This is a genomic window from Saezia sanguinis, assembly GCF_003991585.1.
GTDB classification, from domain to species: Bacteria; Pseudomonadota; Gammaproteobacteria; order Burkholderiales; family Burkholderiaceae_C; genus Saezia; species Saezia sanguinis.
Window position 1 is genome coordinate 84438 of the sequence record NZ_PQSP01000001.1, and the last position, 15831, is coordinate 100268.

A 15831-nucleotide genomic window follows, 5' to 3' on the forward strand; every position below is an offset into this window, starting at 1 on the left:
CAGGTGATTACTGTCACTTGATAAGGTAAAGGGCATTATGGCGTCGCTTAATTTCAGGACTGAAAAATTAAACTTTAAAAACTTTTATTCTAAAAACCAAACGGTACTGGATAACGCCAGATTGATGTTCAGTACCTTGATTTCTTCGCTCTTATCTGCTGAAAAAAATATCTCGCTTTATTCCATCAGCAGCCGTTTAAAAAGCCGCGATGAAGCTGTCCGCAAATTCACCCGGAAATATCAGGAGAGCCTGGAGAATGAAAAAATACCTTATGAAATAAAAGATCACATCACTGACTTGGTGGGGCTGCGCATTGTGCTGCTCTATGAGTCTGATATACAGGTTGTGGGTGATATTCTGAAAAGCGAGTTTGATGTCATTGAGGTGACCAATAAAACACGCATACTTGAAAGCAAGGGGGATGCTTTTGGCTATAAAGGCCTTCATCTTGACTTGAAGCTTTCTGCCAGCAGGGCAGCGATGAGGGAATACGCACCGTATGCGTCGCTGCGGTTTGAAGTGCAGATTCGAACCATTATCCAGGATGCCTGGAGTGTGCTGGATCATAAGATCAAGTATAAAAAAGCCATCCCGAAGTATCTTGAAAGAAGAATCAACTCATTGGCGGCATTGTTTGAGATTGCTGACCGGGAATTCCTGAACATCCATGAAGATACGCAGGCCGAAGAGGCGAAAGCCCATCAACACCAGAATGGCGACGAAAATATCAATGCATTTACGTTTTCTCAGATTATTAAGGATAAGCTGAGCGGGTTTGCAAATGATGAAAGCCGTATCGGGGAGTTTGTTGACTTTTTATTGAGCTATGGTGATTTAAGTTACAACCAGTTGGTCGAATATATAGATCGCTACCATGATCTGGTTTATGGGTTTTTCAATCAGATCAAAAAGATGATTAAAAAGAATTACCAGATGGATGTGATGTCGTTTTTGTTTTTTGTTCTCTATGCAGCAGACAGGAAAAAATATAAGGATATTATTCATGGGATGGCAGAAGGCGAGTTTCTCGAATATCTGAACAGCACGGGGAAAGGCGGAACCGTTTGAAGGGGGCGGTATTCTTTTGGGCTGAGGCCCTGCCTGTCAATGATTGAAACTGCCGATACTTCTTGGTTGGGGCTGGCTATAATGCAAAATACGCTTTTCCAAGATGATTTGTTTAAAAACGCCATAAAGAGATATGTCAATGAATGATTCAGGCCATACAAGTTCGCAGGCTTCTTCCACGGGGAGCACGCCTGTGCCGTGGGAAAAGGATTTGCTACAGAACATGCTGCTGGCAACTGTGCGGGAGCAGCGTGCTGCCAGGCGCTGGAAGATATTTTTCCGGTTTTTCTGGACTTTTCTGCTGCTTGCTTATGTTGTGATGCTGATGGTGGTTGGCCGTGGCTCTTCCAGTGTGGGCAGTTCCGAAAGTCATACCGCTGTGGTCGATGTGACCGGGGCAATTGCCGCGGATTCCCAGGCCAGTGCCAAAGCACTTAACCGTTCGTTGCGGGCTGCGTTTGAAAACAAGATGTCGCAGGCGGTGGTGTTGCGCATCAATTCGCCTGGCGGCAGTCCGGTTCAGGCTGAAATGGTGTATGACGAAATCAGGCGTTTGCGTGCGCAGTATAACAAGCCGGTTTATGCCGTGATTGAAGACGCGGGGGCCTCAGCGGCGTACTACATTGCTGCGGCAACGGACAAAATATATGTCAGCCGTTCTTCCATTGTGGGCTCCATCGGTGTGCTGACCAATCAATTTGGTTTTGTGGATTTGATGGACAAGCTCGGGGTTGAGCGCCGCCTGATAACCTCCGGCGGGCATAAAGGCATCATGGACCCGTTTTCTCCGATGAAGCCCGACGAAAAAGTGTTTGTCGAGAACATGCTCAACCAGGTGCATGAACAATTTATCAATGCGGTCAAGGAAGGCCGGGGCGACAGGCTCAAGATCGATGATGACACGTTTTCAGGTCTGTTCTGGATTGGACAGGTGTCGGTGGACCGGGGGCTGGCAGACGGGTTAGGCACTGTGGATCAGGTGGCACGGGATATAGTCGGCGCGGAGAATCTGGTGGACTATACGTCCCGCCCCAGTGTGGCTGAACGTCTGGCACGTCAGTTTGGCGCAGGGATTGGCGATGTTGCTGTGGATGCGGTGACTGACAGTACCATGCAGATCAACTGAACACCCAAAGCGATCTGAATGAGCAAGAGGCAGGTGTTGCAGCTTCCGGACAGTGACCATTTGCAGGCCTACCTCGATTCGCAAACACATTGATATTGGAAAACAAATATGGTCATGTTGAAATATGGCAGGGTTTTCATTTTGCTTTGCCTGGCGAATATGCTGGCCGGGTGTTCATGGCTGGGATGGGGGCGTGACGACCAGACACAGGTGCAGACAGCACCTGCAGCCCAAACGGAAACCATGACCTATGCATATGAGCCGCCTGCAACAAGAGATTTGTCTACGCCGTCCAACGTGGTGGTTGCTTTTTTCTGGGACGTGAATATTCGCTCGGAGACTGATGGGCAGCGTCAGGAAATCTGCCGCGCCTTAAATGATATGTCTGCATTGTCCGCGCCGGAGTTGCAGCAAAAGCGTTACGCCGATGCTTCGGGAGCATCAGGACAGTGGAACCTTGTGCAGCTGTTGCAAGCTTATTTTGTGCCTGCACAGCCGGTTACGCTTGATTTTTTGTATGAAGATATTGAAAAACCGGCGTCACGCGAAGTGATCCGGCAGACACTGGCCGATATGGATGATTACTGCGCGGGCAGAATGATCTCGCCGGAAGTCACGGGCTGGTGATCCCTTCATGATGTCATTTGAGGATTTTGTAAAAAGTGGCAGCGTGGGGGTTGATCTGAATATTGCCATTGGGCAAATTCAAAGTACGTTACCGGGCGCAACGGTCCATTGGATTGATGCGGCAGAAAAATCTTATGGTGTGTTTTTTCAAGGGATCGAAATTTTATTCTGGGGTGGCGTACTTTATTCTGTGCAGTTTGAAATAGCCAATATGGAAAAACTGCAGATCGGGCAATATACCATCGATGCAACAACCACCTGCAGTGCGTTTAAGCAAATGCTTGATGAAATGGGCCTGTTTTTCAGTGAAAGAGAATACCACGGGCAGAAGGTACTGGCGTTGCAAAGTGGTGTAAAACTCTACTTCGATGGCAGCAGCCTGTGTTTTCTGACCGCGATGAAAACCTACACTTGAACGGTGAGTACGGTACGGGCGGATGTATTGCCTGATGGCATGCGTAACGGTCTGCCGGCAATGGGGCTATGGCGTAGCGGCTAAAATAGGGTTCAGTTTTGATGGGAGGGCGTTTTGCCTTCCTTTGGATATGTATGTGCGTGTTTAAATAGAGTGGATAGAAACCATGGAACCGACAACTGATTTTTCTGGTGTCCGCGAAAAACTCGAGCTGCCGGCAGGGCATGACAAGCTGCTGCTGCATTCATGCTGTGCCCCATGCTCAGGAGAGATCATGGAGGCGTTGTCGGTGTCGGGCATCGATTACACCATTTTCTTTTACAACCCGAATATCCACCCGCAGCGTGAGTACCTGATCCGCAAAGAGGAAAACATCCGGTTTGCCGAAAAATACCAGGTACCTTTTGTCGACGCCGATTACGATAAGGATAACTGGTTTGAGCGTGCCAAAGGCATGGAGCACGAGCCCGAACGCGGCATTCGCTGCACCATGTGCTTTGATATGCGGTTTGAACGCACTGCGCTTTATGCGCATGAAAACGGGTTTAGCATATTTGCAACATCGCTGGGGATTTCACGCTGGAAAGACATGCAGCAGGTTAATGGCAGCGGCATGCGTGCAGCCAGCCACTACCCTGGCCTGGTTTACTGGGACTATAACTGGCGCAAGAAGGGTGGCTCGCAGCGCATGGTGCAGATCAGCAAGCGTGAGCAGTTTTATCAGCAGGAGTATTGCGGATGCGTTTATTCGTTGCGCGATGCCAACCAGTGGCGGCGTGAGCATGGCCGGGAGCCTATCCATATTGGTGAAAAGTTTTATGGCATTGACGAGCCGGTACATGTGGAAAGTCAATAATCTGGTCAGATTCTGTAACAATATAGCGTTTCGTCATTTGAATAAAAAAACAGGTTGTCATAATAATGGATCAGATTGTAGATACACCACTGAACGAGCACAGTGAGTTTAATGAGCTGACACTGGGGCAGTATGCGCAGCAGGCGTATCTGGAGTATGCGCTGTCGGTGGTGAAGGGGCGTGCGCTGCCGGATGTGGCCGACGGGCAGAAGCCGGTGCAGCGCCGTATTCTGTACGCCATGGACCGCATGGGGCTTTCTTACAGCGCCACCGGTCCGGCGCCCAGGGCGGTTAAAAGCGCCCGTGTGGTTGGTGATGTGCTGGGGCGGTTTCACCCGCATGGCGACCAGGCGGCATACGATGCGCTGGTGCGTATGGCACAGGATTTTTCACAGCGCTATCCGCTGGTTGACGGGCAGGGCAACTTTGGCAGCCGCGATGGCGATGGCGCTGCTGCGATGCGTTATACCGAAGCGCGCCTGGCGCCAATTGCACGGCTGCTGCTGGACGAAATAGACCAGGGAACGGTGGATTTTATTCCCAACTACGATGGCTCAACGCAGGAGCCGCGCCATTTGCCGGCCCGGCTGCCATTTGCATTGCTTAACGGTGCCAGTGGCATTGCCGTGGGGCTGGCGACAGAAATTCCCAGCCACAATCTGCGCGAGGTGGCACAAAGCTGTATTGCATTGCTCAAGCAGCCCAGGCTCACTGATGACGAGTTGTTTGAACTGTTGCCGGGCCCTGATTTTCCGGGTGGCGGGCAGATTATTTCTGCGCTGGACGATATCCGCTCAGCCTATGCCACAGGCCGTGGCAGCCTGAAAGTGCGGGCCCGCTGGGTCATTGAAGATCTGGCGCGCGGGCAGTGGCAACTGGTGGTGACGGAGTTGCCGCCGGGTGTCAGCACGCAAAAAGTGCTTGAAGAAATTGAGGATATTACCAACCCCAAGGTCAAAACCGGCAAAAAGGCATTGACGCAGGAGCAGCAGCAGTTGAAGGCGACGATGCTTTCGGTGCTGGACGGTTTACGTGATGAGTCAAGTAAAGATGCCGCAGTGCGCATTGTGTTCGAGCCGAAGTCTTCGCGCATTCCACAGGAAGAACTGATCAATACCTTGCTGGCCCAGACGTCATTGGAAACTTCGGCCTCCATTAACATGACTTCGGTGGGGCTGGATGGCAAACCGGTGCAGAAGTCACTGCGCCAGATGCTGCAGGAGTGGATCACATTCCGGCAGCATACGGTGCGCCGGCGCAGTGAGCATCGCCTGTCCAAAGTGCTGGACCGCATCCATATTCTGGAAGGGCGGCAACTGGTGCTGCTGAACATTGACGAGGTGATTCATATCATCCGCAATTCAGATGAACCCAAGTCTGCATTGATGGAAAAATTCCGACTGACAGAGCGGCAGGCCGAAGACATTCTGGAAATTCGCCTGCGGCAGTTGGCGCGTCTGGAAGCGATCAAGATCGAGCAGGAGCTTACCAGTCTGCGCAAGGAGCAGGACAGCCTGCAACATGTGCTGGATAATCCGTCCGCCCTGAAAAAACTCATCATCAAAGAAATTGAGGCCGATGCCAAGCTATTTGGTGATGAGCGCCGCACACTGATACAAGAGGAAAAGAAGGCGGCACTGGAAGTTAAAATTGTTGATGAACCGGTCACGGTGGTGGTTAGCCAGAAAGGCTGGGTGCAGGTGCGTACCGGGCACGGGCATGACGCGCAAAGCTTTGCATTCAAATCAGGCGATGGGCTGTACGGCACATTTGAGTGCCGCACTGTCGATACCTTGCTGGGGTTTGGCTCCAATGGCCGTGTCTACAGCGTGCCGGTTGCCAGTCTGCCAGGTGCCCGTGGTGATGGTGCGCCGTTTATCAGCTTCATTGACCTGGAGGCTGGTACCGATGTGCCTTATTTCTGGGCCGGGGCGCAGCAGGTCATGCTGCTGCTCAGCGGCTCTGGCGGCTACGGTTTTCTGGCGCAGATCAGCGACATGACTTCACGCCAGAAAGCCGGTAAGGCGTTCATCAGCATCAGCAAGGATGAGACGGTGTGCAGACCCTCTTTGGCTGATGGCGCAGAGTCTGTGGCGTGCATTGCCAACAACCGGCATATTCTGACGTTTGAACTGGCTGAGTTGAAACACCAGGCCTCTGGTGGCCGTGGGCTGATGCTGATGAGCCTGGATAAGAAGGAACAACTGATTGGTGCCTGTGCCTATACGCGCTCGGTGCGGATCTGGGGTGAGGGCCGGGGTGGCAAGGCACGCGAAGAGGTGCTGGAAATCCGCTCGCTGAACAATGCCAAAGGTGTGCGTGCCCGCAGAGGGCGCAAGGCGGACCTGGGATTTAACCCCAGCGGCATTGAACGGGTGGAGTGACATGCGGGTGTAGCGCTGATTTGGCGGCTGTGAAATGGGTGTTTATTTTTTAGTGAAATAAAACATGAATATGAAAAAATTCTGGATGGTTTGTGCGAGTCTGGCTTTCAGCATTTCGCTGCGTGCAGAGCCGGTGACCTTGTTTGGTTTATCGTTGAATCAGCCTGTTGATTTGCCTGCCTGCCCTTTATTCGATGGGGCGGCGGGCATTGACCTTCGCTCGCAATTGGAAAAGGTTGATGAGACGTGTATCAGCCGCCATGGCAACCAGAGTGAGTACGGTGCTTTGGTGGTTGATAATGCATGGATTGCGTTTTCTGAGCACGAGAAGCCGGACCTGCCGCTTGAACGTGTGATCAGTGCGCGGTTAGATGGAAATGACCGCCTGATTCATCTGGAGTTTGATTTATATGGCGGGCTGCAAGAGCAGGAAGATGCATTTGCCATGCTGGTAACGCTGTTTGGCCAGCCAGCGGAGCGTCATTACACCCAAGAGGGGGATGGCGACTGGTTCAGGTCAACAGGTTCCTTGAATGCCAAGTGGCTGTTCAATGATGGTGATGAAATTTTATTCACCGGGGAATATAGCGAGCTTGAAAAAGGCTATCTGATCGTTTCGTCCAGAGCGATGGCTGAAGCGGCTGCAACATTGGAATAGATGAAAAGGTAAAGGTAGATCATGGCTGTACGTGATGTGCTCAAAATGGGAGATGCCCGCTTGCTGCGTGTGGCGCAGCCGGTGCAGGTGTTTGATACGCCTGAACTGAAGGCACTGATTGTCGATCTGTTCGATACCATGGAAGCAACTGATGGTGTGGGGATTGCCGCGCCGCAGATTGGCGTGAACCTGCAGGTGGTGGTGTTTGGGTTTGATGAGAGTGAACGCTATCCCGATGCACCGTCTGTACCGAGAACGATTTTGCTGAACCCGGTGATTACGCCTTTATCCGATGAGATGGAAGATGGCTGGGAAGGGTGTCTTTCCGTGCCCGGCCTGCGTGGCCTGGTGCCGCGCTATCAGCATATCCGCTACCAGGGCGTTGATCCGCAGGGCCAGCCGATTGAGCGTGAAGCGCATGACTTTCATGCGCGGGTAGTGCAGCATGAGTGCGATCATCTGATTGGCAGGTTGTATCCGACCCGCATCAAGGATATGACACAATTCGGTTTTACCGATGTGCTGTTTCCCGGGCTGGATGAAGCTGATTGAGCTGTGCTAAACAATGAGGGCGTGTTAACACGCCCTGTTTTCAAGCGGGGTTATGACTTTTTTCAGAGGACGCTCAGGTGCTTTTTTTAGCGCTGCGCTGGGCAGTCCGCTTCCGTTTGACCGTGCCGCCTGCTGTTACACGCTGGTTGCCCAGTATTTTGAGTTTTTTCACGGTAGGGCGATGGTTGCCGCTGCGGGAGGGTTTGACGACTTTTGCCATGTGCGGGCCCGGCTTGCGGTCAGGGGCAAGGGCATGTTCTTTTTCGGGCAGGGGGCGAAACAGTACCAGAAGCTTGCCGATGTGCTGCACCAGCCCCGCGTCGAGTTGGTCGCAGAGTTTTACTGCGATCTGTTCGCGTTCCTGCCGGTCATCGCCGAGGACACGGATTTTGATCAGGCCGTGGGCATTCAAAGCCGCATTGGTTTCTTTGCTGACGCCTGCGGTCAGGCCGTCACTGCCGATCATGACGACGGGGTCAAGGTGGTGTGCCTGGGCACGGAGTTCTTTGCGTTGTGCGGTGGATAATGTCAATGCGGTCATGGAAATGTGCTATTCGATATTTTGGGTTAAATCAATACGGTATCAGTTTGGGATGCTGTTTTTGCTAAGATGCACGCGTGTTTATTATTCTATGTTCAAAGCAGGTTCATGGTGTTCATGACCGGCTTTGCAAATATACTGTACTGCCAATTGTGATGGATTTGCACCATGAAAGTTAAAACAAAGAGCAAGAAAGTCAATAAAGCGTGGTTGCACGATCATATCACTGATCCGTATGTCAAGCTTGCCCAAAAGGAAGGCTACCGCGCACGTGCTGCCTATAAGCTCAAGGAAATTGATGAAACATTTCACCTGATCCGCCCTGGGCAACTGGTGGTGGACTTGGGAGCTACCCCGGGGGCGTGGAGCCAGTATGTGCGCCGCAAGCTGACCGGGGGTGAGCACGGGGGGCTTCAGGGCAGCATCATTGCCCTGGATATTCTGGATTTTGAGCCGGTTGCCGATGTGACGTTTATTCAGGGCGATATCCGGGAGGATGCCGTTTTAGAAGAACTGCAAAAAGTGGTGAATGGCCGACCGGTGGATGTGGTGGTTTCCGATATGGCGCCCAACCTTTCGGGTATTGCGTCCGCCGATTCGGCCCGGATATCGCATCTGGTGGAACTTGCGGTTGATTTTGCGGTCAACCACCTGAAGCCGGAAGGGGCACTGGTATGCAAGGTGTTCCATGGCAGTGGTTATAGCCAGCTGGTGGAGTTGTTTAAACAGCATTTCAAGGTGGTGAAGCCGTGTAAACCCAAGGCATCCCGGGATAAATCGGCCGAAACGTTTCTGGTCGGGCTGAAGCTGAAAGCAACGGCCTGAAATGGTTGAAACAGATTGTTACATGTGATCAGGTTTTGGAATACACGGTTTAAAACGGGTATTTGCAATAACTAGTAAAATGTCCCCGTTAAAGTGCATATGCAGTGAATAGAAAAATAAAATCTGTGTTCTGTGGTGAAAGCTCTTGTATTGCATAGGGCTGTCTCCATATAGAGGCAAAGTCTTTGGGCTTTTGAGCTGTCTGCACATCCGTTCTTGGCATTGTTTGCGGTTGTACCGCGTTGAGGAGTTCTCTTTTGAACAATCAATGGTTTTCTAAAGTTGCGATCTGGCTGGTGATTGCGATGGTGCTGTTTACAGCATTCAAGCAGTTTGAGCGCCCGACTTCGCCCAATGTGACCTATTCCCAGTTTATGCAGGACGTTCGGGATGGCAAGGTCAACCGTGTTGAAATTCAGGGTAATAACCTGACTGTAACGCCAAAGGACGGGCAGGCTTACAACATCGTATCACCCAGCGATTTGTGGATGGTAAGCGACCTGCTGAAATACAACGTGCAGGTGGTTGGTAAGCCGCCTGAGCAGCAAAGCCTGCTGGTGACCCTGTTTGTGACCTGGGGGCCGTTGCTGCTGTTGCTGGGGTTGTTTTTCTACTTTATGCGGCAAATGCAGGGTGGCGGCAAGGGCGGAGCCTTCAGTTTCGGGAAAAGCCGGGCCAAGATGCTGGATGAGTCAGCCAACCAGGTGACGTTTGCCGATGTGGCCGGTTGCGATGAGGCCAAAGAGGAAGTGCATGAGCTGGTTGAGTTTTTGCGTGACCCGCAGAAATTCCAGCGGCTTGGCGGACGTATTCCGCGTGGCGTGATGCTGGTTGGGCCACCCGGAACCGGGAAAACGCTTTTGGCCAAGGCCATTGCCGGTGAAGCGCGGGTGCCGTTTTTCAGCATCTCCGGTTCTGACTTCGTGGAAATGTTTGTGGGCGTGGGTGCGTCGCGTGTACGCGATATGTTTGAACAGGCCAAAAAGAATGCGCCCTGTATTATTTTCATTGACGAAATTGATGCTGTCGGCCGTCAGCGTGGTGCTGGCATGGGCGGGGGCAATGACGAGCGTGAGCAGACACTGAACCAGTTGCTGGTGGAGATGGACGGCTTTGAAACCAACCAGGGTGTGATTGTGATTGCGGCGACCAACCGTCCCGACATTCTGGACCAGGCCTTGCTGCGTCCGGGTCGTTTTGACCGCCAGGTGTATGTGACACTGCCCGATGTGCGCGGGCGCGAGCAGATTTTGAATGTGCATATGCGCAAGGTACCGGCAAAAAATGTGCGGGCCGATATTCTGGCACGTGGTACGCCTGGGTTTTCCGGCGCTGATCTGGCCAATCTGGTCAATGAGGCAGCCTTGATGGCCGCTCGCCGCAATGCGCGTACTGTGGATATGCAGGACTTTGAAAAAGCGCGCGACAAGATCACCATGGGGCCGGAGCGCAAGAGCGCCATCATGCCCGAAGACGAGCGCCGCAATACGGCTTACCATGAAGCCGGCCATGCGCTGATCGGGCGTTTGTTGCCCAAGTGTGATCCGGTGCATAAAGTGACCATTATTCCGCGTGGCCGGGCGTTGGGCGTGACCATGAGCCTGCCCGAACGTGACCGCTACAGTTATGACCGTGAATATATTCTGGACCAGATCAGCATGCTGTTTGGTGGCCGTATTGCTGAAGAGGTGTTCATGAACCAGATGACCACCGGCGCTGCCAACGACTTTGAGCGTGCAACTCAACTGGCCCGTAACATGGTGACCCGGTTTGGGATGTCTGATGCGCTGGGGCCGATGGTTTATGCCGAAGACGACAGCAATGATTTTTCGTTTGGCCGCTCGGTGGCTAAAACCAACAATGTGTCTGAAGTGACGATGCAGAAGGTTGACGAAGAGGTTCGCAAAATCATTGATGAGCGTTATGCTGTGGGGCGCAGTCTGATTGAGGACAATAAGGATAAGATGCACGCCATGGCAAAAGCCCTGCTGGAATGGGAGACCATTGATTCCGACCAGCTGGATGACATCATGGCAGGTAAGCCTCCGCGTCCTCCAGGCACCGGCGAAGCATTCAAGGAAATTTCCAAGAAGCAGCCACCCCAGGATGGTGGAGCGGCTTCCGTTGTAGGAGAAGAGCCCGCAAAACCGGAGCAAAAGCCCGATGATGCACCTCAGGCAACCTGATACAGGAAATGTCAGGACTTTTTAAGCAGTAACAATCAAAAAGGGTATAAGTGCGCACTTATACCCTTTTTGCCGCTCACTGCTTGCAGCAGATTGAATAGCGGCAGATGCAGCAAGGTGCTGCTCACAATGACAGATGAAAGGTAGCTGTTGAATGGCCATATGGCAAACATCCCGTTTTAAACTGGATTTGACCCGCCCGCAGGTGATGGGCATTGTCAATGTCACCCCTGATTCTTTTTCTGATGGCGGAACGCATGCCACGCCGGTCAGCGCATTAAAGCACGCGGAGCAATTGCTGAAAGAGGGTGCGGATATTCTGGATATTGGCGGCGAGTCGACCCGTCCGGGGATTGCTGCGGTATCGCTCGAAGATGAACTGGCACGCGTGATGCCGGTTGTACAGGAGGCGGTTAAATTAGGAGTGCCGGTTTCTGTGGATACCTACAAACCGGAAGTGATGCAGGCGGTGCTGAATGCGGGGGCCGATATCATCAACGATATCTGGGGCCTGCGCATGCCAGGTGCAGAGGCTGTGGTGGCTGCGCATCCCAACTGCGGGGTATGTGTCATGCATATGCATGGAGAGCCGCAGACCATGCAGCTGACGCCGATGGCTGGTGATGTGGTTCCAGTGGTGAGTCAGTTTCTGTTTGAACGGGCCTGCTCTTTGATGCAACAGGGCATCAGCTATGAGCGCATTGTGCTGGACTACGGTATTGGTTTTGGTAAAACGGTGGAACAGAATTTTGCGTTGTTGACGCATCAACAGGACATTCTGGCATTGGGCTTTCCGCTGCTGGCCGGCTGGTCCAGAAAATCATCGCTGGGGGCTGTGACCGGGCGCGATGTGACGCAGCGTACCGCTGCCAGCATTGCGGTGGCAACATTGGCGGTGGCTCAGGGCGCACGTATTGTGCGGGTGCACGATGTGGCCGCGACCGTGGATGCAATCAAGGTCTGTTGTGCTGTGACGCATGGCGGATAATCGCGTGTGGTGTGATTGTGAGCTGTTTGAGCCGCAGTTGGATAAAATGATAACGACACTGGATGTAGCGATGCCGGATTTGGCATAACAATCATGAAAAGACAATATTTCGGAACAGATGGTATTCGGGGAACAGTCGGGCAAGCGCCCATCACGCCTGATTTTGTATTAAGGCTGGCGTATGCTGTAGGGTGCGTTTTACGCCGCAAGGAGACCCGCCCCGTGGTGGTGATCGGCAAGGACACGCGCATTTCAGGCTATATGCTGGAAAGTGCTTTGGAGTCAGGCTTTAATTCAGCCGGGGTTGACGTTGTTCTGCTGGGACCTTTGCCAACGCCTGGCGTTGCATACCTGACGCGTGCTTTGCGGGCGAGCCTGGGAATTGTGATCAGCGCATCGCATAATCCGTTTCATGATAATGGCATCAAGTTTTTCTCTGCCGAGGGTCGTAAATTGCCGGACCAGTGGGAACTTGATGTTGAAGCGATGCTAGAGCAAACGCCGCAGTGGGTGGATTCTGCCCACCTGGGGCGGGCCAGGCGGCTGGATGATGCCGCAGGGCGCTACATTGAATTTTGCAAGAATACGTTTTCGCATGATTTAACGCTCAAAGGGATGCGTATTGTGGTGGATGCAGCCAATGGTGCGGCATATCACATTGCGCCCAAAGTGTTTCATGAGCTGGGTGCAGAGGTGGTTTCCATTGGTGTGGCGCCGGACGGATTCAATATCAATGAAGGTGTAGGTGCGACGCACCTGCAAGCACTGACAGAGGCTGTTAAAGCGCATAAAGCCGATATTGGAATTGCGCTGGACGGTGATGGTGACCGCTTGATGTGCGTGGATGCCGATGGCAAGCCGTATAACGGCGATCAGCTTTTGTATGCTTTGGCCCTGGATCGCCTGCAACAGGGTGAATCTTTACCGGGTGTTGTCGGTACGCTGATGACCAATATGGCCATAGAGCTGGCGTTGAAAGAGAAGAACGTGGTGCTCGCGCGTGCGAAAGTCGGCGACCGTTATGTGCTGGAGGAATTGCAGGCACGTGGCTGGCGCCTGGGTGGAGAGGGGTCTGGCCATTTGTTGATTCTCGACAAGCACTCCACAGGCGATGGTTTGATTTCTGCCTTGCAGGTGTTGCAGACCTGCATAAGACAAGGCAAAACGCTTGCCGATCTGCTGCATGATGTGTCATTGTTTCCGCAGGTGCTGATCAATGTGCGGTTGACGCCCGAAATGAAATGGGAGTCAAGCGCCAGTTTCCGCAAGGCTCAGGATGAAGTGATCAGGCAGCTTGGAGATGATGGACGCATTTTGATACGGGCCAGCGGAACCGAGCCGTTGCTGCGTATCATGGTGGAAGCCCGTGACCAGAAGCAGGCACAGCAAATGGCTGAAAAACTGGCTGGCGCATTGTAGGGAAGTGCAGAAAAATGTGTTTGGCATCAGCGCCAGTGTTTCACTGGCCCGTGTATGGATACAAGGTGTTGTAACACACTCAATTGATAATGAATCGGAGATGAAAATGAAAAAATGGTATCGTTGGATACTGCCGTTGTTTGTGGCATTGCTGTGTTTGAATGTGCAGGCGCAGACACAAACACAAACACAGACGCCAAGCGACGCATCAATTAGGCAGTTGTTGCAGGTGTCCAATGCACAGGGCGCACTGGCAAATTCTCAGGACATGCAAAAAGACATGCTGACGCAACTGACCCAGCAGTTGCAGGTGATTTCACCGCAGCTCAACAACAAACAGCGTGCGATATTGGATCAGATGGTCAATGATCTTGCGGCGCTGATTGGCAAGTACACCAGTTGGGAACGGTTGGAGCCTGTGATGCTCAGTATCTATCAGCAGGTGTATACGCAAGAAGAAGTGGATGCGCTGATTGCGTTTTACTCATCACCAACCGGACAGTCTGTTGCGCAGAAAATACCACAGCTCACCAGCCTGACAACCCAGGTGATGCAGGAGCAGATGATGGAAATGATTCCGGAGCTGCAGCGTATTCAGTCTTCGGCCATGCAGGCAATGGAAAGTGCCCAGTAATATCCTGTTTTGTATATGCTGAACAGATGTGCATGAAATAGGTAACCGGCTGTAGCTGCTGGTTACCGTTGGAATTGATTTATGGAAATTTGGGATATTGTCGTTGCATCATTCAGTTTTCTGCTGGATTTTGTTTTGCATATTGACGAGCATTTGTACGCGTTTGTTTCGCAGTATGGCAACTGGGTTTATGCCCTGCTGTTTTTGATTATTTTTGTTGAAACCGGTGTCGTGGTTATGCCTTTTTTGCCGGGCGACTCTTTGTTGTTTGTCGTCGGGGCAATGGCCGGGGCCGGTATGATCGACTTGCCTTTGGCAATGGGGCTGATGTTTACGGCAGCGTTTTTAGGTGACCAGTGTAATTACACGATCGGGCACTGGCTGGGCCCCAGGGTGTTCAAATGGGAAAACTCCCGGTTTTTCAATAGAAAAGCATTTGATGCAGCACACCGGTTTTATGAAAAGCATGGCGGCATCACCGTGATTGTGGCGCGTTTTATGCCGTTTATACGGACTTTTGTGCCGTTTGTCGCAGGCGTTGCGCACATGACGCGCAGCCGCTTTGTGTTTTTTAACCTGATTGGCGCCATGATCTGGGTTGTTGGCGTGACCTCCATCGGGTATTGGTTTGGCGGGCACGAGATGATACAGCGTCATTTTGAAAAAGTGATCTGGGCGTTGATTATCATCCCTGGTTTGATCGCGCTTATTGGCGGGTGGCGTGCCGGGCGGCACAAGCATGATGCACCGACGTCTTCGTGAGTTTTTGCGGCCTTATGCTTATGCGTTTGGGACATGAAAAAACCGGGCATTGCCCGGTTTTTTACATGATGTCAGCTTTTCAGGTCCGTTTAAAAGCGGATCTGGGATCTGGGATCATTCGGATCCAGTCGGGGCTGATTGCCTGATGCCGGGTCAGGCCTGATCGGCTGAATGATCAGCGGCGCTTGTGGCGTCGCTGCTTCATCGTCTGGCTCAGTCATCGGCTGCGGCGCCGGGTTCTGATAGGAGGCCGGTAAGCGCGATGTGGCAGGGTATCCTGCCGCGTTCAGGTAATTGTCCCATTCGGCCGAGTTGAAGTTGCTCAGTGTTTTATTGCCAACCGTCAGGGCTGGAAAGCCGCCGTTATTTGTGCCTGTTTTTTGCTGAAATGCCTGCATGTCTTTGGTTGTATTGACAGTCATTTCTACATAAGGCAGGCCGCGGTTTTGCAGCAAAGTCCGCCCGTCATTGCAGGGAGCGCAGTTATTTGTGGTATACAAGGTGAGCGGATAGGTTGAAAAGGCCTGGCGCACATCTGCCGGCAGTGCGGCAACATCCACCTGAGTGGGTAAGGCTGCAGGCGAAGGCTCTCCGGTAGAGGCGTTTACCGGCTGCACATTCCTGGCTTGTGCCGGTGGCGTATCTGAATAGGTGACTGTGCCATCCGGAGCGACCGACCGGTAAAGGCCTTGCGCCTGTGCGCCAATGCAAAGACCTGCGAGCAAACTGCCAGCAAGCAGGTATGAGAGTAACGGACGTTGGTAAATCATAATGCTCTCGTGAGTGACA

The 15831-nt window shown here is 52.4% G+C and carries 16 protein-coding genes; 14 read left to right on the top strand and 2 right to left on the bottom strand.

Annotated elements, in window-relative coordinates; genetic code table 11:
- Positions 1-37: 37 nt before the first annotated feature.
- The 8 genes from CUZ56_RS00365 (at position 38) to def (ending at position 7687) form a co-directional block, all read left to right on the top strand.
- Positions 38-1069: a GTP pyrophosphokinase gene (locus CUZ56_RS00365; RefSeq protein WP_126977130.1), complete on the top strand. Its 1032-nt coding sequence runs from the start codon at positions 38-40 to the stop codon at positions 1067-1069.
- A gap of 139 nt (positions 1070-1208) precedes the next feature.
- Entirely contained in the window at positions 1209-2195 is a 987-nt protein-coding gene (locus tag CUZ56_RS00370; protein ID WP_162615206.1) for a S49 family peptidase, read from the top strand.
- 108 nt (positions 2196-2303) lie between these two features.
- Positions 2304-2822, top strand: a complete 519-nt coding sequence (locus CUZ56_RS00375; RefSeq protein WP_126977134.1) for a hypothetical protein — start codon at positions 2304-2306, stop codon at positions 2820-2822.
- Between the two features lie 7 nt (positions 2823-2829).
- The gene (locus tag CUZ56_RS00380; protein ID WP_126977136.1) at positions 2830-3237 is read left to right on the top strand and encodes a hypothetical protein; all 408 of its coding nucleotides are present in this window, start codon (positions 2830-2832) and stop codon (positions 3235-3237) included.
- Positions 3238-3403: 166 nt separating this feature from the next.
- Positions 3404-4093, top strand: coding sequence for an epoxyqueuosine reductase QueH (locus tag CUZ56_RS00385; protein ID WP_126977138.1), 690 nt, complete (start codon positions 3404-3406; stop codon positions 4091-4093).
- 65 nt (positions 4094-4158) lie between these two features.
- Complete coding sequence (gene parC, locus CUZ56_RS00390) at positions 4159-6477, top strand: DNA topoisomerase IV subunit A (RefSeq protein ID WP_126977140.1); 2319 nt, start codon at positions 4159-4161, stop codon at positions 6475-6477.
- Between the two features lie 64 nt (positions 6478-6541).
- Positions 6542-7135, top strand: coding sequence for a hypothetical protein (locus CUZ56_RS00395; protein ID WP_126977142.1), 594 nt, complete (start codon positions 6542-6544; stop codon positions 7133-7135).
- 21 nt (positions 7136-7156) lie between these two features.
- The gene (gene def, locus CUZ56_RS00400) at positions 7157-7687 is read left to right on the top strand and encodes a peptide deformylase (protein WP_126977144.1); all 531 of its coding nucleotides are present in this window, start codon (positions 7157-7159) and stop codon (positions 7685-7687) included.
- A 73-nt stretch (positions 7688-7760) separates the two neighbouring features.
- Here def and yhbY read toward each other — a convergent pair whose 3' ends face one another.
- Positions 7761-8228 (bottom strand): ribosome assembly RNA-binding protein YhbY, encoded by a 468-nt coding sequence (gene yhbY / locus CUZ56_RS00405; RefSeq protein ID WP_126977146.1) that lies wholly within the window; start codon positions 8226-8228, stop codon positions 7761-7763.
- A 168-nt stretch (positions 8229-8396) separates the two neighbouring features.
- Between yhbY and CUZ56_RS00410 the strand changes: the two genes are divergently transcribed.
- The 6 genes from CUZ56_RS00410 to CUZ56_RS00435 all read left to right on the top strand — a co-directional run bounded on the left by CUZ56_RS00410 (position 8397) and on the right by CUZ56_RS00435 (position 15042).
- Positions 8397-9053, top strand: a complete 657-nt coding sequence (locus CUZ56_RS00410) for an RlmE family RNA methyltransferase (RefSeq protein WP_126977148.1) — start codon at positions 8397-8399, stop codon at positions 9051-9053.
- 257 nt (positions 9054-9310) lie between these two features.
- A complete protein-coding gene (ftsH, locus tag CUZ56_RS00415) occupies positions 9311-11239 on the top strand; it encodes an ATP-dependent zinc metalloprotease FtsH (protein WP_126977150.1) in 1929 nt (642 codons plus the stop codon).
- A gap of 154 nt (positions 11240-11393) precedes the next feature.
- Positions 11394-12227 (top strand): dihydropteroate synthase, encoded by an 834-nt coding sequence (gene folP / locus CUZ56_RS00420; protein ID WP_126977152.1) that lies wholly within the window; start codon positions 11394-11396, stop codon positions 12225-12227.
- Between the two features lie 93 nt (positions 12228-12320).
- Positions 12321-13646, top strand: coding sequence for a phosphoglucosamine mutase (gene glmM, locus CUZ56_RS00425; protein WP_126977154.1), 1326 nt, complete (start codon positions 12321-12323; stop codon positions 13644-13646).
- Between the two features lie 100 nt (positions 13647-13746).
- Positions 13747-14280 (top strand): DUF2059 domain-containing protein, encoded by a 534-nt coding sequence (locus CUZ56_RS00430; protein ID WP_126977156.1) that lies wholly within the window; start codon positions 13747-13749, stop codon positions 14278-14280.
- Between the two features lie 81 nt (positions 14281-14361).
- Positions 14362-15042 (top strand): VTT domain-containing protein, encoded by a 681-nt coding sequence (locus tag CUZ56_RS00435; RefSeq protein WP_126977158.1) that lies wholly within the window; start codon positions 14362-14364, stop codon positions 15040-15042.
- A gap of 89 nt (positions 15043-15131) precedes the next feature.
- Here CUZ56_RS00435 and CUZ56_RS00440 read toward each other — a convergent pair whose 3' ends face one another.
- Positions 15132-15812 carry a glutaredoxin family protein gene (locus CUZ56_RS00440; RefSeq protein ID WP_162615207.1) on the bottom strand — a complete coding sequence of 227 codons (681 nt, stop codon included), beginning with the start codon at positions 15810-15812 and terminating at the stop codon, positions 15132-15134.
- Positions 15813-15831 lie beyond the last annotated feature (19 nt).